This is a genomic window from Halolamina salifodinae, from assembly GCF_017874235.1.
Taxonomy (GTDB): domain Archaea; phylum Halobacteriota; class Halobacteria; order Halobacteriales; family Haloferacaceae; genus Halolamina; species Halolamina salifodinae.
Window position 1 is genome coordinate 616,111 of sequence record NZ_JAGGLC010000001.1, and the last position, 17,323, is coordinate 633,433.

The following is a 17,323-nucleotide window of genomic DNA, read 5'->3' on the forward strand; positions in this document are numbered from 1 at the left end:
GAGGGTGTCGTCAGAACGCGTCGCGTTCTGACTGTTAACCAGAAATCAGAGATTTCTGGTGATGGGGCTTTGATGTGGACTCCCGACGATCAGTCACCAGCAATAGGCTGGTAACTCTTGCCGTTCAACGTCCCACCATTCACACGCACGTCTACTGGTGCGTCTCCGCTCCCCGACGTGGGCGAGGAACGGAGTTTGTGGTGTTGCTTTCGAGCGTACCGCGTCCCGATATTCTTCGCAGCGTTGTAGTCTGCGTTCACTTCGTACCCGCACTTCTGGCAACAGAAGTGTTCGCCGTGGCGGTTGTCAGGATGCGTGAACCCACAGTCCGTCCGAGAACAGCGTTGGGACGTGTGGTTCGGCTCAACTTGCTCCACGGAGACGCCCTGCTCGGGCGCCTTGTAGGCGACGTACTCGAACAGGCGTCGGAACGCCCACACATGGTGCCACTTCGCCTGCGGAAGTCGCTCGCGGATGTCGGTCAAGTCCTCAAACACGAGAACGTCGCAGTCGTGTTCGACGGCTTCTGTAACGAGTTCGTTAGCGACGGTGTGGATGTACTGTTTCCGCCATGCGTCTTCGCGCTTCCCGAGGCGAAGTAACGCGTTGTGCGCGGCTTGGGTGCCGCGCTGTTGCATCTCTCCACGTCGTTTCTCGAACTCGCGGCACCAGTGGTCGTAGTCGTCTCCCTGCCAGAAGCGCCCGGTGGAGGAGACGGCGAGACTGTTGACGCCGAGGTCGACCCCGAGGACTGTTTGGTGCTCGGTATCTTCCGAAACCTCTGCGTCGTCACTACCGTCTCCTTCGGAGTCGTACTTCCGCGTAGTGATGTGGAAGTAGAACTCGTCGTCCACTGCGTCGTACTGGAGCGTACTCGCTCGGAACTCAAACTCCTCAGAGAGGACGTACCGCTCGTATGGTGTTGGGCTGTCCGAGGGAAGTTCAAAGTCACACTCGACGCGCCCATTGACGGTCGAGAGCGAGACTTTGTTCCGGTAGAATGTGGCGCTCCGTTTGTCGTAGAGCATACTCCACGACGTGAATTCCGGTTGGCTCACCCGCTTGCCCTTTTTCCACCGTTCGACGCATCCTTTGACGGCCTGGACAGCGCGTCGGATGGCTTCTTGAACGAGGTTCGCGGTGAGGTCAGTTTCGTCGCGGAGTTCGTCGTAGAGCACGTCACGTGCGGTCGTATTGGCTGTGACGCACTCGGTGTAGGAGTCGTCGGACCAACAGAACTCAGCGGCACGGTTGGCACAGTGAAGGAATTGCCGCGCTGTTTCGTGGAGGTCGTCGCGGCGCTCGTCGGGGACGACGAGTTTGATGGGGGCGGTACGCCGAACCTCCATGCTTCAGATTCCGGTCCGACGATTCTTAAACGCTCGGGAGTCGGTCAGTTGCAGAGTCTCGGTTCTGTCGTACCATGTCGGTTTCCTCTCCGGCCTACTCGCTTACTACGTTCGCTCTTGGAGGCCGGAGGGTCCACCTCGAAAATGCTGAGAACGGGTCGCGTCGGTGGCGTCGTCGGCGCCGTGAGCGTCGCTGGCTAGTCGTTCGGGTCTTCCTCGACGTTCATCCGCTCGTAGAACTCCTCGGGCGTCTCCTCGATGCGCTGGAAGTCGTCGAAGTAGTACTCGTGGTGGCGCACCACCTGCTCGCAGATCCACCGGGAGAACGTCTCGTCGAAGCGCCAGTGTTCGGCTGGCTGTTCGACGTCGAACCGCTCGTCGGTGGCGAAGGCGACGTAGACGTGGTAGAACCCCAGGATCACGTCGGCGAACTCCCGGGCCTTGGCGCCGGTCTCGACGCGCTTCTCCGCGAGTTCCTCCTCGCCCGATTCAGTGAGTTCGAAGTACTTCCGGTCGGGTTCGTCCTCGCGTTCGATCCGCTGGGCCCAGCCGTTGTCCTCGAACTTGTACAGGATGGGGTAGACGGATCCATAGGAGGGCTCCCAGTGGCCGCCACTGATGTCGCCGATCTCCTTGAGGATCTCGTAGCCATAGCGGGGTTTCTCCTCGAGGAGTTCAAGCACCATGTACGAGATAAGGCCTTTCGGTGGGCCGCTCTTCCGCATCGTTCAGCGTACCGTGGGGGCTCTCCGAAAGGGTTTCGATCCCGACAATGGGGGCGAAATGCCCTACATTCGGGGCACCGGGACGGTGCGGGCCGTGCTGTGGGGCGCAGTGCAGGCCGTGGAGTCGTGCTGACACGCAACGCACAAGCCCCCCGGTCCCGAACTGAACGTATGACCGAGCCACCGCAGACCGAAGAGGGATGGTTCGTCCTCCACGACTTCCGCGACGTCGACTGGGACGCCTGGCGCGACGCCCCCGAACGGGAGCGCGAGCGCGCGATCTCGGAAGGCGTCGACTACCTACAGCGCCACGAGGCCGTCGAGGACGCCGACGAGGGTACGTCGGCGGTGTTCAGCGTCGTCGGCGACAAGGCCGACCTGCTGATCCTGCATCTCCGCCCGACGCTCGATCACCTCTCCACGGCCGAACGACAGTTCGAGTCCACCGCGCTCGGCGAGGTGACCGAGCAGGCCACCTCCTACGTCTCCGTGACGGAGGTCTCGGGCTACGTCTCGGACGCCTACTTCGCCGAGGACGAGGAGGAGGTCGACGAAGGACTCAAGCAGTACATCGAGGGGAAGATCAAGCCCGAACTCCCCGACGACGAGTACGTCTGCTTCTACCCGATGGACAAGCGCCGCGGCGAGGCGGTCAACTGGTACGACCTGCCGTTCGACGAGCGCGCGGAGCTAATGGCCGGCCACGGCGAGACCGCCCGGAAGTGGGGCGGCAAGGTCGATCAGATCATCTCCTCCTCGCTCGGCCTCGACGACTGGGAGTGGGGGGTGACGCTGTTCGCCGGCGACGCGACCGACATCAAGGATATCGTCTACGAGCTCCGCTTCGACGACGCCACCTCGAAGTACGGCGAGTTCGGCTCGTTCTTCATCGGCCGGCGCTTCCCGCCGACGGATCTCGGCGCGTACCTGCGCGGCGAGACGGTGCCGACCAGCGATACTGAGGGCCACCACACCGAGAGCGAAGGCCGCCACCACGGCGAGGGCGGCCACCATCACGGCGACGGCGAACACGGCGACGGCGAACACGGCGACGGCGACCACCACGGCGACGAGGACGCCGAGGAGGAGGGCGAAGCGGACGGGATCCGCGGCGAACTCGAGGATCTGGACATCTACGCTGGCCAGCCCCACGGCGAGGACGTGTACGCGACGGTGCTGTACAGTGAGACTGACGCCGACGACGTCGCCGAGGAGGTCGACGGCCTCCGCGGGAACTTCGAGCACTACGACACCCACGTCAAGACCGCCGTCTACGAGGGCACCTACACCGACCGCGTCGCGGTCGTGAGCATCTGGGACACCGCCAGCGCCGCCGAGACCGCGGCGGGGTTCCTCTCGGACCTGCCGGGCGTGGTCTCGCGTGCGGGCGAGGAGTCCGGCTTCGGCACGATGGGGATGTTCTACACCGTCAAGCCCGACTACCACGAGGAGTTCGTCGAGAAGTTCGACACCATCGGCGGCCTGCTCGAGGATATGGAGGGCCACATGGAGACGGACCTGATGATGAATCGCGAGGACGAGAACGACATGTTCATCGCGAGCCAGTGGGTCTCCCAGGAGGACGCGATGGAGTTCTTCCGGTCGGACGCGTTCCGCGACACCGTGCAGTGGGGTCGGGATGTGCTTGCGGACCGCCCGCGGCACGTGTTCCTGGCATAATTCGCAGTTCGCCGCGTTTCCTGTTTCTTTGGTTGGTTCGTGGTGGATTCCGTGGTTCTCGGGACGATTTACCGCAACAGCAGCTCTATCGTTGGCAACTTGTGACCGCACGGTGCCGGACACAAGGCCCGGCACAGTCCCGAGCCCCCACCCCTCCCCCCGCGGGCGCCGACGCTGGCGCCCGCGAGGCGTCCACCGCTACGGCACCGCAGCCGATGGTGGCGCGCGACGTGAGCGCCTCCGTGCGCGAACGAGCGCGAGGGGTGAGCGAGGGTTAATCCCGAGCGAACCGGTTGGGGAGGCATGAGGCTGTGGAGCGGTCAGCGGTGCGGCTACAAGAGGTCAAGCATCGAGATGCTGTCGCGGACTGCGGAAGAACTGAACCCTACAGAAACGATGCTGGCAGGGCCTCGACTACATCAACAGTCAGTCGACAACGTCGTAGCCGGTGTTCCGAATCCGTGTCACGATGGCGTCCCGAAGCCCCTGCCGGGCGTCGACAACGACCGACTCCGTCCCGGCGTCGACGGATCCGTCGCCCTCGAGGCCGCCGACGCGCTGTTCGATGACGGACTCACAGATTCACAGGTCATGCCTGTGACCCGCAGTTCGTACGTGGCCATTGGTTGAGTACCACCAGCGAGTCCCAAATGGATGGGCCCCGCTCCAGCGAGGCGTCGGCGCTACCACGGGACCGACAGGAGGTTCCAGTACCAGCAGAGCCCACACAGCGTGACCAAGCCGGTGGCCACGAGCGTGACGTGGGCGCGGGCGGCGCGCGGCCAGTCACCCTCGCGCCACGCTCGGGCCGTAAGCCCGAGCGTCGTAAGCGACAGCAGCGCCGCCAGCGACGGCAACGCGAACAGCAGATCGAACCCCGGCGGCGGGTCGTACAGCCAGCGGTTGGTGACGCCGAACAGGCCGACCAGCGCGAACAAGCCGAGGACTGCCACGCTCGTGCCAGCGGCCATCCGCGCACGCGTGAGCGACCGGTCGGGTGACTCGCCGCCGCGGAATCGACGCCAGCCCGCCCCCAGCGGCCAGCCGACAGCACCCGAGAGGATGACGAGACCCGCGACAAGCGCGAACGTGGCGTGGTGACGCGACTGGCCGTACCACGGCACCGACCGGAGTGCCCCCCGAGGCTCGGTGGCGCGATAGATGTACGTCTCGCCGTCCGTTGGATCGAAAACGAGCGTGTCTCTGCCGTCCTGTCGCCGGAACACGAGCGGATCGACCTCGATCCATCGATGTGTCGTGTTGCCGTCGTCGGTCACCAGCCGCCCGTTCGCAACCCGGACGGTAGTGGCCGGCCGGGTGATACCGTAGAGCGCCTTCTCGAACGACGTCGTGTCGGTCACGAGGCCGCTCTTGTAGCGACCGGTGAGTTCGTCCACCCGCGCCGGCGGGCCGTCGGTCGTCGGCTCGACAGTCGAGACTGGCGCGGCCGCGTCGAGAAACGCCTCCCTCGCGGCCGCCTGTACCTCGTTCGCTTCCGCGCCGTGGGCTGCGACGAACAGGCCGGCACCCGTCTCCGGGATCAGGCGGAGGTCGGCACTGAAGTTCGGGACCCCGCCGCCGTGACCGATCACGAGCGTCCCGTCGCGGCGCTGGCGCTCCATCCCGAAGGAAGCGCCGGCGAGGCGCTCGTGGGGCGTGTACCACTGTCGGTGCAGATCCGCGACGGCCTCCGCGGAGAGGACGCGACCGTCACCGGCGGCGCCGTCGCCGACGAGTGCGTGCAGGAACCGAGCCATATCCGCCGCTGTCGTCGATATCCCTGAAGCCGGGGGCATCTCGGAGAACCAGTTCACGGCCGCCGCGGCGTCGTCGTCGCCGCCGACGAGTGCCCGCGGAAGCGGGTCGAACGTGCTCGTGTCCATCCCGAGCGGGTCGAACACCAGTCGGTCGACCGCGGTGGCGAAATCCGTCCCGAGCACATCGGCGGTGAGTTGGCCCGCCAAGCCGGCGTTGTAGTTCGTGTACATCGTGCGTTCGCCGGGCGGAGCGACCCGGTTTGGGTCATTGGCCCGGAGCGCCGACGGAAGCGGGCGGATATCGGCGGCGTCGACGGCGACCTGCCCGGGGTAGCGTTGTTCGAAGCCGGCGGAGTGGGTCGCGAGATGCGCGAGGGTGATCGGCTCGTCGTAGGCGTCCTGATCGGGGACAGGGACGCTTTCGAGATACGTCGAGACGGGCGAATCCGGGTCCACATCGCCGTCGTCGACGAGGGCCATGGCGGCGACGAACGTGACCGCCTTCGAGACGGACCCGATCCGGAGCGGGGTCACTTCCGGGTCGACGGTGACCTCCGGGTTCCGGTACGCGTGCCCGAACCCCTCGGTCGTGACTGGTTCGCCGTCCTCGATCACGGCGACCGTCGCGCCGTCGGCGTCCGCGGCCGGCAGCGCCTGTTCGACCGCGTCCGTGACGGTCTCGCCGAGTGCTGACTCTTGCTCGGTCGCGGTCTCGGCCGGTCGCGCTGTCGCCCCGTCTGCCAGCACCGAGCCAGCAGCGGCGGCGCTACAGGCGCCCAGAAAGCCGCGTCTCGTGGAGTAGGGCATTGCGGGGTCCTCTCGCCGAATTTCGGTGACAGTCAATTAACTCTTCCCCCGCTTCGGGACGCATCTCACAGCCAGCGTGGTCCGAGCGTCGATATCGGTCGCCCCTGGGGTCTTGCACTGCGAGCGAACACCCGAACCCATATGCCCGCCCCACCCCAGCCTCCGGGCATGACCAAACGCCACGCCTCGCTCCCGCCGGACGCCGAGGCAGGGGTTGACGCCTTCGTCGAGGAGGTCGACGAGCGACTCGCCGCCGACGAGGACACCTGTGACGTGGTACAGGACGTGCTGATCGACCTGTTCGGCGACCGGGAGGCCTACGAGCGCTGGCAGGACGGCGGCGACGTGACGCCCGCCGAGCGCGTGCGCCTGCAGGGGTACGACCCCTGCAACGCCACGCTGGAGTCCGAGTACTACGCCGAGAAGGACGAGGACCGCTTCCAGCGCTCGAAACACCTCCAGTGGCTCTGGCGCCAGTTCGACGAGACGCCGATGGCTGACAACATCGAGTTCGCGCTGCGGTTCCGCCGGATGCTCGCGACCCACCTGTTCGAGGAGGTCGGCGAGAACTGCCGCTTCTTCAAGGGGATCACGTTCACCTACGGCCACAACATCCGGATGGGCGACAACGTCGTCGTCCACGACGACGTGCATCTCGACGACCGCGGCGCGCTGGAAATCGGCGACCGCGTCTCGATTTCTGACTCCGCGCAGGTGCTCAGCCACGACCACGACATCGTCGACCAGACCGAGGTGAAGAACTACCGGACGATCATCGAGGACGACGCCCGCCTCACCTACGACACCCTCATGCGGGCCGGATCCAAACTGGGCGAGAACGCCGTCGTCGGCGCCAAGGCCGTCGTCGACGGCGACGTGCCGGCCCACCACGTCGCAGTCGGTCAGCCGGCGAAATCCGTGCGCGTGAAACCCGGCTGGGAGTCCGAAGCCGAGCCGATCCAGGACCGACTGGAGCGCAACAAGGAGCAGCGCCGGATCGAGTACGACCTGCCCGAGGATCTGGCAGTCTTCGACGAGTTCCAGCGGGATCTGCAGCCGCCGGACGCCGGCAGTTAGAGCCGGATATACGCCCAACCCTCGGTCTGCAGTCGAGTCAGCTCCCCAACTCCGGAAGAAACCAGTTCTACACCGGGCGGGAACGCCTCCTCCGCCGCATCGGCGCCGCCGAAGGCGTTCGTACAGAGTTTCACCTTCGCCCCATCGCTGACCAGTGCCTCGGTCGTCTCTCGAAGCCGCCCCGCGGCGGCGTCGATGCTGTTCGGATGGTCGATCACGACCGCGACGGCGTCGATGTCGACCGACTCGTCGGCGAGGAGGTTCCGAACTTTCGACTCGGTGACCCGATAGGCGTCGGCGTCGGAGACGTGGAACACGGTGCGCATGAGCGGGAATTCGCACGTAGCGATGAAGAAAGTGAAGGGAAGCGCGACTGTTCGGGAGTCGAACAGCGATGCGAGTCGAGTAAGGGACCGATAGCGCCTCGTGACACAGAAGCGCCGTCCGAGAGTCTCGTGAGCGAAGCGAACGAAACAACGGACGGCGGATGTTTCGAACGTAGCGAGAAAGTGCGGATGCCGGGAATTGAACCCGGGCCGGTAGCTTGGGAAGCTACTGTCCTACCACTGGACCACATCCGCATTAGTGGTTTTTCGCTTGCGAAGCCTGCATTGCTCGCGTTCGAACCGACGCCAGCCTCCGGTAAGTCGGTTTCGGAAATCGCCGCCCGAACTGGCCGTTCGTCCACGTCCCGGGATCGGGGAGTGCCTATTTTGCCTCGGCGGCAGAACCCCCGCGTATGCCCGAAAACGTTCTGACGGAGAACGCCCCACTGGACATCCGTTTCTCGGAGGCCGAACTCGAAACCGCCCGCGAGGAGATCGTCTCGTTCATCCAGGACACCGTCGACGGGGCCGGCGCCGAGGGCGCCGTGCTCGGCCTCTCCGGCGGCATCGACTCGACGCTCACCGCCTATCTCGCCGTCGAGGCGCTGGGCGAGGAGGGCCTCCACGGCCTCACCATGCCCGCACGGGTCAGCGACGAGGAGCTGATGAGCGACGCCGAGGCCGTCGCGGAGTCGCTGGGCATCCCCTACGACGTGATCGAGATCGAACCCATCGCCGAGAAGTTCGACGACGCCTACCCCGAGGGTGTCGGCGACAAGACCGCCGCCGGGAACGTCCGCGTCCGGACGCGGGCGGTGCTGAACTACTACGTCGCCAACACCGAGAACCGCATCGTGCTCGGCACCGGGAACCGCAGCGAGGCGATGACCGGCTACTTCACCAAGTACGGCGATCAGGCCGTCGACTGCAACCCCATCGGCGACCTCTATAAACAGCAGGTCCGCCAGCTTGCCGCCCACGTCGGCGTCCCCCACGAGCTGGTGATGCAGACCCCGACCGCCGGGATGTGGGAGAGCCAGACCGACGAGGCGGAGATGGGGCTGAACTACGACCACCTCGACGCCGTGCTTGCGTTGCACGTCGACGGCCCGCTCTCGAGGGCCGCGACGGTGCGCTACGTCGACGGCGTGACCGAGGACCACGTCGACCGCGTCGTCGAACTGGTGGAAGGCAGCGCCCATAAACGGTCGATGCCGCCGTCGCCACAGCTCTCGGTCCGCGAATAACGCAGTGAAAAGGGGCTCAGCCTACCGAACCGGGTTCTCGGGCCCGCGTCCGAGGTACTCAGAGGCGAACGCGTACACTGCCTCTGCGTTGTACGAATCGAGCGTGAGCCGGTGGGTCCACGCCGTCAGCACGTAGTCGCCGCGGGGGTCGTCGTTGGGGTTGGGCACGACGATGATGCTCTGCCACGAGCCGTCCTTGTTGTTGGCCCAGGCCCGGAGGCTGGCCTCCGCCGAGTCATTCAACGCCGCTTCGTCGTAGTAGATGACCACGGCGCCGTGTTCGAGCGAGTGGACGAGTTCCTCCATCCGCTGGGTCTCGGTGTAGAAGCCCGCCGAGGCCCAGTCCCTCGAGTGCGTTCCCGAAAGCGGGGGGATGCGCTCGTAGTCGATATCGCCCGACCGATGTTCGGCACCGTTGCTCTCGAACGTTTCGACCTGCGAGATCCACTCCTCGGCGCCGCTGTCCTGCAGCGGGTCGTCCTCCATACCCGTCGGTTCGGCGTCGACGCCCTCGACGCCGCTGGGGCCGCTCAGGAAGAAAAACCAGATCGCGACAACGAGAACGACCAGCACCGCCACGCCCGAGAGCAGGCCCGCGACCGGGAGGCCGCCATCCTCGTCGTCCGTGGCGGCCTCGACCCGCCGCCGATCTATCGCCCCGAGTTCCTCGGCGTGTTCCTCGCCGAGGTGTTCGAGGTGGGCCTCCTTGTCGTCGAAGGCCGCGCCGCAGTACTCACACTCGACCATACCGGTACACCGATCCCGTTGCCCATAACGCTTCGCTATCGGGTGGTCGGCGCCACCGAATCGACGCGGTGGGTCCCCCTAGCGGGGGCCCTGCGACGACACGGACGGCTGCCGGCCGTTCGTGGCGCTCTCGGGGGCTTTCCAAAGGCCTTTGCCGCCGCCGCACCACCATCAACACGATGGAAGACGCCGCCGTGGCCCGCCGTTCAGCCCGGGACGCGCTGGGGGAGATAGCGCCGGAACCCCTCCAGCAGACGCTCGACGAGCGGCTGGCGACGGCGTCGATGGTCCCCGGCGCGCTGACGCTGGCGAGCGCCCGGGCGTTCGACGAGGGCATCGACGTGACCGCCCTCGGCGAACTCGCCGCCGGGGTCCAACTCATCTACGAGGGGCTCTCGCTGACCCGACAGCTCGCTAACGAAGAACCATGGGCGACCGACACCGCCGCCGAGATCGAGGCGGACCTCTCGGTCGTCGCCGCCGACGTGCTCGTCTCCCGAGGGTTCTCGCTGCTGGCCCGCACGCCCGCCGCCGAGCGCGCTGTCGAGACGGTCCGGACGTTCGGCCGCGATCAGTCGGTCCGCGAGACGGCCGAGGACGCCGCCGCCATCGATCGGAACCTCGAGGCCGACGTGTTCGAACTCGCGACCGTCGCCGGCGTCGCCGCCGCGGATGGGGACTCCTCAGAGGGGCTGCTGGCGTTCGTCGCGGAGCTTGCACGGTCCTACGACGGCGACCTCCCGGCGGCTGCGGAGCTGCTCTCGCCGCCGACGCTGGATCGGCTGGCGGAGTTCTCCGAGGACGGGGTGGAACCGGCACCCCGCGGTACGGGAACGGACCACTAACCCCGGGGGAAACCGAAACCCCTAAAGACGAATCCGCAGTAAGGAAGCATGCGCGCCTGGGTAGCTTAGCGGTAAAGCGCGTCCTTGGTAAGGACGAGAGCCCGGGTTCAAATCCCGGCCTAGGCTTAAGGCAGTTTCAATCCTTCTCTCCCCATTTTACGCTGTTTTCAGGAGAGAATAAATGGAACTCAGAAACAGTCCGTTTTACTACACGGACACACCCGCGCCGTCTTGCGATTTGGTCTATTGTCAGGACACTATAACGACCGCCCCCGCGCTGCCCCACGATTACGGGGGTGAACGCGGGCGATGAACAAAGCAGACCCATTGGAAAACCTCGGAAACGATGACTCGCTGAACACGGAAATCCCACCCGCGCCGGACAACTATGAGTTCGGATACCCGTTGGTGAGCAAGCGGTCGGAAGAGGATTTGAAGAAGTTCGGGCTGAATATGGTAGAGGATTACCGTGATTTCAAGCGTGAACTGCTTTCGTGGCTTGCCACCTACGGGAAGAATCCGGAGAAGCACGAAGGGTTAGCAGAAACTACGCTTGAGTCCACTCACTACAAACTCGAAACCGTCTTTCGTTGGTTGTGGCGCTATGAGAGCCAATACACGACAAGGTTCACTCCCGAACACGCGAACAAGTTCATTCGCGTCCTTGACCAATCGGACGGGATGATTGATTCCACCGTTCTCCATCACGCCAAGGACATTCAGCGGTATTTCCGCTTCAGCAACTATGTTCGGGGAACGGAGTACGAATGGGAGGTAGATATTGAACTCTCTCAATCCAACGGTGATGAACGGGATTACCTCAGACGTAGCGCGTTTGAGCCGCTGTATCAAGCCGCTCTTGACCATTCATCGGTCAAAGGCTACCATTCCGTTTCACCTGAGGAACGGAGTGAACTGAAGACATTCGTTGCCCAACGGCTTGGAATCCCGAAAGAGAAGGTCGGGCCGGATGAGTTCAAGCAGGCGAACTCTTGGAAGTACCCATCGATGATTTCTGTCACCCTTGACACCGGACTACGGCCTATTGAAGTTGGGCGGGCTAAGGTGTCGTGGGTGAACTTAGAAGATAATGAGTTGAATATCCCGAAAGAGGAATCTACGAAGAACGAAGCGCATTGGAACTGTGCGATTAAGAAACGGACGGCGAAGACACTCAGGCGGTGGCTTGATGAGCGGGCTTCGTTAGAGAAGTACGATGGAAGAGAGGAACTGTGGCTAACGCAAAAGTCGTCTCAATACGGCTCCAAGTCCTGTAACGCGCTCCTTCACCGGGTAATCGATAACGGGGACGTTCCGATTCCCGAACACAGGGATATATCGTGGTACTCCATCCGTCACGGAGTCGCTACCTATTGGGCGAATCACGTTGGCCCTCACCACGCGAAAGAACAACTTCGCCATAAGAGCCTGAATACCACGATGAAGTATCTTCACTCCGACGCTGAGACGCGGAACAGCGCGGTAGAACAAATTTGGTAGTCCCGAACTGATTTCCCTCTATTTCTCACCTGTCCGGGAGAAGGAATATCTACTCGCCATCTGAAGACCTATTCAATGTCATTCGATTTTCCCAAGTGGATAAGCAAATACGATGATGTAGCCCCCGATGAATCGATAGAATACAGGGACAATTCAGGGGCTTGGAAAGAAGAAAAGGACTATCGCTTGGGCTCCATCTCCACTCAGTTTCAACAACGGGGACACATCTCTCGGGATGAATTAAGAAAAATCGGGAGATGGAAAGCCGGTGGAAGAGTAGACCACCATCTGAAGCAGAATAACCCGACTTTCGTAGAACAGCGGAGTTCAGTAGCCTTCCAAGCAACAGGGGATGAGAAGAAGATAGAGGCATTGACCGAACTCAAGGGGGTGAGCGTCCCGGTCGCCTCTACCATCCTCACAATGTTTGACCCTGCAAATCACGCTGTGGTAGATTATCGGGCGTTTCGGGCGCTCGGAGCCGCTAAGCCACAGTTGTTGAACTCTCAGAACTATTCTCACTACGTCGAATTTATGAACCACTTTCAGAACTACAACAGCAACCCAAGTGCCTACTCTTTCTATATCGATGAGGTGCGGAACATAGCACAGCAGGAAGGTATTCTCCCGCGAGAAGTGGATATGGCTCTTTGGGCCTATGATAAGTCGGTTATCTGAACCCGCTACCGAAGATGCTCAAGAATCTGTAGGATGCGGAATCCAAGTTCTCCGTAGTCCTTCTCCGTCTCAGATGCCACCTGTCGCAATGCCTCAATCCGTTCCGTATACTCTTTGTTGATTATCAGATTGAGTTCCGCGCCTGTTTCATTCTCAAATTCATCTGCCAAGGCATACAGTCCCCCTAAGAGATACTTTTCATCTCGGTTCCCACGAACGACCGGACTCCAAAGTTGGAACACGTAGGAATCAGCGGAGTCGAATAACTCGGTGATATATCCCTTATCGGAATTGAACTTCTTCCACAGCCGCTCCAACGTGTTCTGATAGGTGTCATTCCCATATTCTTCCCAACGGTCACCATCAGGGGTTCCCGGATACTGTAGACCGTCTATATGGGTTACAACCTCGCAAGTGTAGACAATCTGCTCTCCGGCTTCTGTTGTTTCCACCCCGATAACGTCAATCTCCATCTGTTCACCTTCTTTGTGTGACCTTTGATTGTAGGTGACCAACTCACACCCTTCCACCAACCGTAGATATGAGCCGACAAGCAATTCTCCTGATTCAGGTTGTTCAGTCATACTTCAAACAACAGCGATGATTTCGTCGGCTAAGGTTTCCCAATACACATCGGTATCGCTGATACTCTCCAAGTTGGTGATATTCCGTGGAAGCCCGCTCCAATGGTATGATGGAACGATATATCGGCTATCGTTCTGATATGTGTTGAGAACCTCATCCGCCATCTTCCTCACGTTTCGGTCTACATCAAAACCACGATACAACGCTTCTGTTGCCTTCGCTCCAAATGGAACGATTACTGTAGGGTCTACCGCTTCAATTTCCGGCTTTAGATGGGCACGACAGTCAATTCTCGCTTTTTCATCCTTCCATCCTTCATCTTCGCCAACAATATTAGCACACTTCTTTGCATTAGTGAAATAGATTCCAATGTCTGATTCATCTGTAAACCCATACTCATCTCCCAAGGATTTACTAAAGAACTTGTCCGGTATACGGTTCCCGGAGTTCAACCATCCAACTCCTTGATTCTTCTCAGCGTGCTTCTCCGGAACAGATTCCCAACAAGGATTGTCGGGATTTTTGGTTTGTGTTGACCGACTACCCCCCGGTGTTTCTGCAATAAATGCAATTTCAGCAGGGAAAGCGCCATCACCGAAGTATGGTGTATGACAGCCGCTCTCATCACGACCGGGACAACTACTACAGGGGCCTTGGCCCTTATACCAATCAGACCATATTCTCTCTACGACCTGAGAAGGGTTATCCGACATATTCCACAGAAAACATACAATGTACAAATATCTACTTCTGATATAAATGAGAAGTTGGGAAGCCTGCTGATGAAATTGTTAGTATCTGAGAGAGACTTACATCAGAATTTTGTGGTGGGATTTAGAGTAGTATTCTATGGAAAGCGTAGAGTACGAAGGGCATTGGTGGATTCCCGGTGAACAGAAAAATAGGGTCGGCGGGGTTCTTACCTACCAACCGCAGCGGGGCACAAGTCTAGATTTATTTGAAGCCTTTGAGAGTGGAGTGGGCCAAAATCCCGATTATGATTACTTTGGTCGGCTCTATGGCGTTTCAAAAGAAGGTGATTTCATCACGCTAGTCAAATGCCATCGAAGTGGATTTGGCTCATCTCATTCTCAAAGTGGTCGAATCAGTCATTCGTCCTATAATGTGAGATACGTCTTAGATGGTGTTCACGTACCAAGAAATCAGAACACGTCCTTTAGAGATATCAAGGTGGGTTTCCCCGGGATGAAAGAGTGGTCACAGCGCGTTCCGCTCTCTAATACAAACCACTCAGCGAGCGGCGCGTTTGAATTAGAACTAGAAAACCCCGACCCGCTCAAGGCGGAAGTGATGGAATACGAATTACATTTGAATACCTCATTTACGCCTTCAATTTCCCGAGCAGATACCCCTTCTATCACAAGTGACACGTACTTCCGTTTGTTCCCGAAACAACCTACGATAACTCTTTCTCGCCTTCGGAACTACGTATCATCCCTGAGAGACCTGCTTACATTGGGTACGAACCATATTATTGAGCCGACATACGTACAAGCGAAGACACCTACATCGGGGTATTCAGATATTCAAATATACTATGCGGACACAGCCTTCGGTCAATCAGAGACGCCCGGGATAACGAACCTCAACTTTCGACTCCCCGACATTCCCGGTGGATTTACTGAATTAGTTGAAAATTGGTTTGACCTGAGAAACGATGTTGAATCTACAATAGATGTGTTCCTTGGAACGCGCTACGGTTCAGGAACCTACCAACAGGATACATTCCTCTCTCTAACTCAGGCTGTTGAATCATACCACCGTCGTAGATTTGATGATGAATATATGGATTCACAAAAATACGAAACAGAAGTGCATCCCGATATTATGGATTTCATCCGTGGAGATTTGAAATCGGTGTACGATGACCTGAGTATGTTTAATGGAAATTCCCTAAGCGCCACCCAACTTGACCGACTCAAATCTATGAGGGACGCACACAGTATTCCCAACGATTTGAGTAATGTGTTAGATTCTGCTATCCAATTCGCAAATGAATACTCATTAAGAAAGCGGTTCAAAGAGTTGGTCAATAGTAAATATCATCACATTCTCAAAGACCTTCCACACAGCGCGGTTGGACAGATTCATCCTATCGTACAAACACGGAACCATTTCACACACCAAATCAAGGACAAAAAGAAAGACCCTGCTGTAGCGGAGGGAGCAGATTTGACACGGTTGAGTTGGTCTGTTGAACAACTTTTGGAAGTGGCTTTGTTATCCGAACTTGGTGTCCCCCAATCTCAGATACGGGATACACTCAAGAATAGATATAAGCAGTACCGGATTCTCTAACGTCATCATATCATTTCGCGCAAATATCCCGAGCTTGCCTGTCTGCTAAGAAGGCGAAGGAATTGGGTTCTAACGCCGAGGGTATAGTGCGGCCTGATGAGGCGTTGGACATACTCTCCCCCATTAAGGGTTATTAGTATAGATACAATTCAAGAGAGCATTATCCCCTGTTCTCCGCCACCCTCATTGACGGAATCCTACGGAGCCATATCGGAATTGCGTGCCCTTCTATCTCAGGCAGTATGGATTCAGGATGGCGTGTGTCGCCATTTAATTTGGTATCCTGTTTCGCCATTATCCAACCCTCAATCGGATTCTGAAGCAGAACAGCGGGCGAGTACCATCCGGATGTAGGTGCCTCTCAGTTAGTATATTAACCACCGTGACCTGCTATCGCAAGTCGCCATACATACTGAGAGCGATTCCTTCTAACCGGCCCCATAACCGTATAGCCGGACACCGATTCCCGCTTCCACGGGTCATCGATAGAAACACGAATTGCTTTTCCTCAACTCCCCCGACCTACCCCCAAGGATAGGTATTGGCGTTCCGACCGGGCATTTCATCGTGGGGGCTGAAAGGAGATGGGGTTCAACTACCGGCCACCTTCCCTCAGGGCGTGCTTAATCTAAATTGCAGGTAAAGACGCTTAAACGCTCCGCTGAACGGGTTTGTGTAGTTTCCCAAAAGGACGGGAAGGGCCGGTAGTTGAACCCACTTGCCCATACACAGGCGAGTGGAATAATACTGTCGGTAATAATCCGTTGAGTCTAAATGAGTACGTCAATCCCACGCTCAAGTGCCCTCATCCCTAACTTGAGCGCAATATCGGCGCTGTAATCACGCGCCTTCTCAAGTAAATCCTGAAGCGTAGACTTGTCCGGACTGTCACTCTCCAATTCGCTTTCGTATTCCCGGATAACCTCTTTGAGTTCTTCTTTGTCTGACCCACTCATCATCCGATTGTCTACCTGCTTTAGAAGATTATTGACGGTGACTGATTGACTCACCGCCTGCTGTTGTTGAATATTGATAGTGGCGAAACTCTCCGTTGAAGTTGGCTGTTGGAAATCATCAGTATCAAGGCCCAAAATATCGGCAATTTTCAGCGTGTTCAACTTGATTTTCTGTACGTCTTGTGCGTGAGCCGCTCCGTGCGCTCCGCTTGTGGTCACAGGGTCAATTTCCTGAATAATATCGTTATCAGGGTATTCACCTTGATATTTCTCAAGAAGGTCGTTGAAATCGCTTATAAGTGCTTTTCCTACGTTATGTTCGTCATCGGAGTCCTGTGCCTGTTGGCACCCATCGTAAATCCGTTTGAGAGTCTTTGCGAGATATTCATCATCCATACTGTTCGGATTGAAGTTCGCTCAGTAAAGTTTTGCCGGGGAACAGTAATACCCCTATCAAGAAAGGCGAGACTATACAGGGGAGTAGGACTTTCTCTACACAAGAGTTTATGCCCATTAGCACCTGAAACGCCCATACAGATTGTTCCCTATTCTACGACCAATACCACTCATCGATACGGTGGAACGCGCTGTGACCCCCTTCTCCCTCCATAGTGGGCCTTCAGGCGTGTTGGCTTTTCCCGGATTGAGGGAAGATTCGTGCTGAAGGTTGAGGGAGCAATAATAGGGATACTGAGGAAGGTCGGCTGAGATTCGCTGATTTTGAT

At 59.1% G+C, this 17,323-nt stretch carries 16 protein-coding genes and 2 tRNA genes; 9 read left to right on the top strand and 9 right to left on the bottom strand.

Going from position 1 to position 17,323, the window contains the following annotated elements; all coding sequences use genetic code 11:
- Positions 1-89: 89 nt before the first annotated feature.
- Complete coding sequence (locus J2753_RS03260) at positions 90-1,349, bottom strand: RNA-guided endonuclease InsQ/TnpB family protein (RefSeq protein ID WP_209490403.1); 1,260 nt, start codon at positions 1,347-1,349, stop codon at positions 90-92.
- 197 nt (positions 1,350-1,546) lie between these two features.
- Positions 1,547-2,074, bottom strand: a complete 528-nt coding sequence (locus tag J2753_RS03265; protein ID WP_209490404.1) for a PadR family transcriptional regulator — start codon at positions 2,072-2,074, stop codon at positions 1,547-1,549.
- A 171-nt stretch (positions 2,075-2,245) separates the two neighbouring features.
- On the opposite strand from J2753_RS03265, the gene J2753_RS03270 reads away from it, so the two are divergent.
- The gene (locus tag J2753_RS03270) at positions 2,246-3,754 is read left to right on the top strand and encodes a heme-binding protein (RefSeq protein WP_209490407.1); all 1,509 of its coding nucleotides are present in this window, start codon (positions 2,246-2,248) and stop codon (positions 3,752-3,754) included.
- A 303-nt stretch (positions 3,755-4,057) separates the two neighbouring features.
- Complete coding sequence (locus J2753_RS03275) at positions 4,058-4,384, top strand: hypothetical protein (protein WP_209490408.1); 327 nt, start codon at positions 4,058-4,060, stop codon at positions 4,382-4,384.
- A gap of 53 nt (positions 4,385-4,437) precedes the next feature.
- On the opposite strand, the gene J2753_RS03280 is transcribed toward J2753_RS03275, so the two are convergent.
- Complete coding sequence (locus J2753_RS03280; RefSeq protein WP_209490410.1) at positions 4,438-6,318, bottom strand: serine hydrolase domain-containing protein; 1,881 nt, start codon at positions 6,316-6,318, stop codon at positions 4,438-4,440.
- A gap of 168 nt (positions 6,319-6,486) precedes the next feature.
- On the opposite strand from J2753_RS03280, the gene J2753_RS03285 reads away from it, so the two are divergent.
- A complete protein-coding gene (locus J2753_RS03285; protein ID WP_209490411.1) occupies positions 6,487-7,395 on the top strand; it encodes an acyltransferase in 909 nt (302 codons plus the stop codon).
- Here the strand turns inward: J2753_RS03285 and J2753_RS03290 are convergent.
- Positions 7,392-7,721: a DsrE family protein gene (locus J2753_RS03290; RefSeq protein WP_209490412.1), complete on the bottom strand. Its 330-nt coding sequence runs from the start codon at positions 7,719-7,721 to the stop codon at positions 7,392-7,394. The two genes, J2753_RS03285 and J2753_RS03290, sit on opposite strands and share 4 nt — an antisense overlap.
- A 184-nt stretch (positions 7,722-7,905) precedes the next feature.
- Positions 7,906-7,976: transfer RNA gene (locus tag J2753_RS03295), tRNA-Gly, on the bottom strand.
- 158 nt (positions 7,977-8,134) lie between these two features.
- On the opposite strand from J2753_RS03295, the gene J2753_RS03300 reads away from it, so the two are divergent.
- Entirely contained in the window at positions 8,135-8,968 is an 834-nt protein-coding gene (locus tag J2753_RS03300) for an NAD+ synthase (RefSeq protein ID WP_209490413.1), read from the top strand.
- Between the two features lie 21 nt (positions 8,969-8,989).
- On the opposite strand, the gene J2753_RS03305 is transcribed toward J2753_RS03300, so the two are convergent.
- The gene (locus tag J2753_RS03305; RefSeq protein ID WP_209490414.1) at positions 8,990-9,715 is read right to left on the bottom strand and encodes a DUF3105 domain-containing protein; all 726 of its coding nucleotides are present in this window, start codon (positions 9,713-9,715) and stop codon (positions 8,990-8,992) included.
- Between the two features lie 179 nt (positions 9,716-9,894).
- Between J2753_RS03305 and J2753_RS03310 the strand changes: the two genes are divergently transcribed.
- The 4 genes from J2753_RS03310 (at position 9,895) to J2753_RS03325 (ending at position 12,738) form a co-directional block, all read left to right on the top strand.
- Positions 9,895-10,560 (top strand): DUF7114 family protein, encoded by a 666-nt coding sequence (locus J2753_RS03310; RefSeq protein ID WP_209490415.1) that lies wholly within the window; start codon positions 9,895-9,897, stop codon positions 10,558-10,560.
- Positions 10,561-10,614: 54 nt separating this feature from the next.
- Positions 10,615-10,686, top strand: a tRNA-Thr gene (locus J2753_RS03315).
- A 183-nt stretch (positions 10,687-10,869) separates the two neighbouring features.
- Positions 10,870-12,060 (top strand): tyrosine-type recombinase/integrase, encoded by a 1,191-nt coding sequence (locus J2753_RS03320; protein WP_209490417.1) that lies wholly within the window; start codon positions 10,870-10,872, stop codon positions 12,058-12,060.
- 75 nt (positions 12,061-12,135) lie between these two features.
- Positions 12,136-12,738, top strand: a complete 603-nt coding sequence (locus tag J2753_RS03325) for a hypothetical protein (protein WP_209490419.1) — start codon at positions 12,136-12,138, stop codon at positions 12,736-12,738.
- A gap of 5 nt (positions 12,739-12,743) precedes the next feature.
- Here the strand turns inward: J2753_RS03325 and J2753_RS03330 are convergent, their stop codons facing one another.
- Positions 12,744-13,322 carry a hypothetical protein gene (locus J2753_RS03330; RefSeq protein WP_209490421.1) on the bottom strand — a complete coding sequence of 193 codons (579 nt, stop codon included), beginning with the start codon at positions 13,320-13,322 and terminating at the stop codon, positions 12,744-12,746.
- Between the two features lie 3 nt (positions 13,323-13,325).
- Positions 13,326-14,036, bottom strand: coding sequence for a uracil-DNA glycosylase family protein (locus tag J2753_RS03335; protein WP_209490423.1), 711 nt, complete (start codon positions 14,034-14,036; stop codon positions 13,326-13,328).
- Between the two features lie 136 nt (positions 14,037-14,172).
- Between J2753_RS03335 and J2753_RS03340 the strand changes: the two genes are divergently transcribed.
- Positions 14,173-15,642 (top strand): ApeA N-terminal domain 1-containing protein, encoded by a 1,470-nt coding sequence (locus tag J2753_RS03340; protein ID WP_209490425.1) that lies wholly within the window; start codon positions 14,173-14,175, stop codon positions 15,640-15,642.
- A gap of 770 nt (positions 15,643-16,412) precedes the next feature.
- On the opposite strand, the gene J2753_RS03345 is transcribed toward J2753_RS03340, so the two are convergent.
- Positions 16,413-16,994, bottom strand: coding sequence for a hypothetical protein (locus J2753_RS03345; protein ID WP_209490427.1), 582 nt, complete (start codon positions 16,992-16,994; stop codon positions 16,413-16,415).
- Positions 16,995-17,323 lie beyond the last annotated feature (329 nt).

Bases quoted from the DNA above. Each gene is read 5' to 3' on its own strand.
- J2753_RS03325 (WP_209490419.1), top strand. From the start codon at position 12,136: ATGTCATTCGATTTTCCCAAGTGGATAAGCAAATACGATGATGTAGCC.
- J2753_RS03285 (WP_209490411.1), top strand. From the start codon at position 6,487: ATGACCAAACGCCACGCCTCGCTCCCGCCGGACGCCGAGGCAGGGGTT.
- J2753_RS03265 (WP_209490404.1), bottom strand. From the start codon at position 2,074: ATGCGGAAGAGCGGCCCACCGAAAGGCCTTATCTCGTACATGGTGCTT.
- J2753_RS03330 (WP_209490421.1), bottom strand. From the start codon at position 13,322: ATGACTGAACAACCTGAATCAGGAGAATTGCTTGTCGGCTCATATCTA.
- J2753_RS03335 (WP_209490423.1), bottom strand. From the start codon at position 14,036: ATGTCGGATAACCCTTCTCAGGTCGTAGAGAGAATATGGTCTGATTGG.
- J2753_RS03320 (WP_209490417.1), top strand. From the start codon at position 10,870: ATGAACAAAGCAGACCCATTGGAAAACCTCGGAAACGATGACTCGCTG.
- J2753_RS03290 (WP_209490412.1), bottom strand. From the start codon at position 7,721: ATGCGCACCGTGTTCCACGTCTCCGACGCCGACGCCTATCGGGTCACC.
- J2753_RS03280 (WP_209490410.1), bottom strand. From the start codon at position 6,318: ATGCCCTACTCCACGAGACGCGGCTTTCTGGGCGCCTGTAGCGCCGCC.
- J2753_RS03300 (WP_209490413.1), top strand. From the start codon at position 8,135: ATGCCCGAAAACGTTCTGACGGAGAACGCCCCACTGGACATCCGTTTC.
- J2753_RS03305 (WP_209490414.1), bottom strand. From the start codon at position 9,715: ATGGTCGAGTGTGAGTACTGCGGCGCGGCCTTCGACGACAAGGAGGCC.
- J2753_RS03345 (WP_209490427.1), bottom strand. From the start codon at position 16,994: ATGGATGATGAATATCTCGCAAAGACTCTCAAACGGATTTACGATGGG.
- J2753_RS03260 (WP_209490403.1), bottom strand. From the start codon at position 1,349: ATGGAGGTTCGGCGTACCGCCCCCATCAAACTCGTCGTCCCCGACGAG.
- J2753_RS03310 (WP_209490415.1), top strand. From the start codon at position 9,895: ATGGAAGACGCCGCCGTGGCCCGCCGTTCAGCCCGGGACGCGCTGGGG.
- J2753_RS03340 (WP_209490425.1), top strand. From the start codon at position 14,173: ATGGAAAGCGTAGAGTACGAAGGGCATTGGTGGATTCCCGGTGAACAG.
- J2753_RS03275 (WP_209490408.1), top strand. From the start codon at position 4,058: ATGAGGCTGTGGAGCGGTCAGCGGTGCGGCTACAAGAGGTCAAGCATC.
- J2753_RS03270 (WP_209490407.1), top strand. From the start codon at position 2,246: ATGACCGAGCCACCGCAGACCGAAGAGGGATGGTTCGTCCTCCACGAC.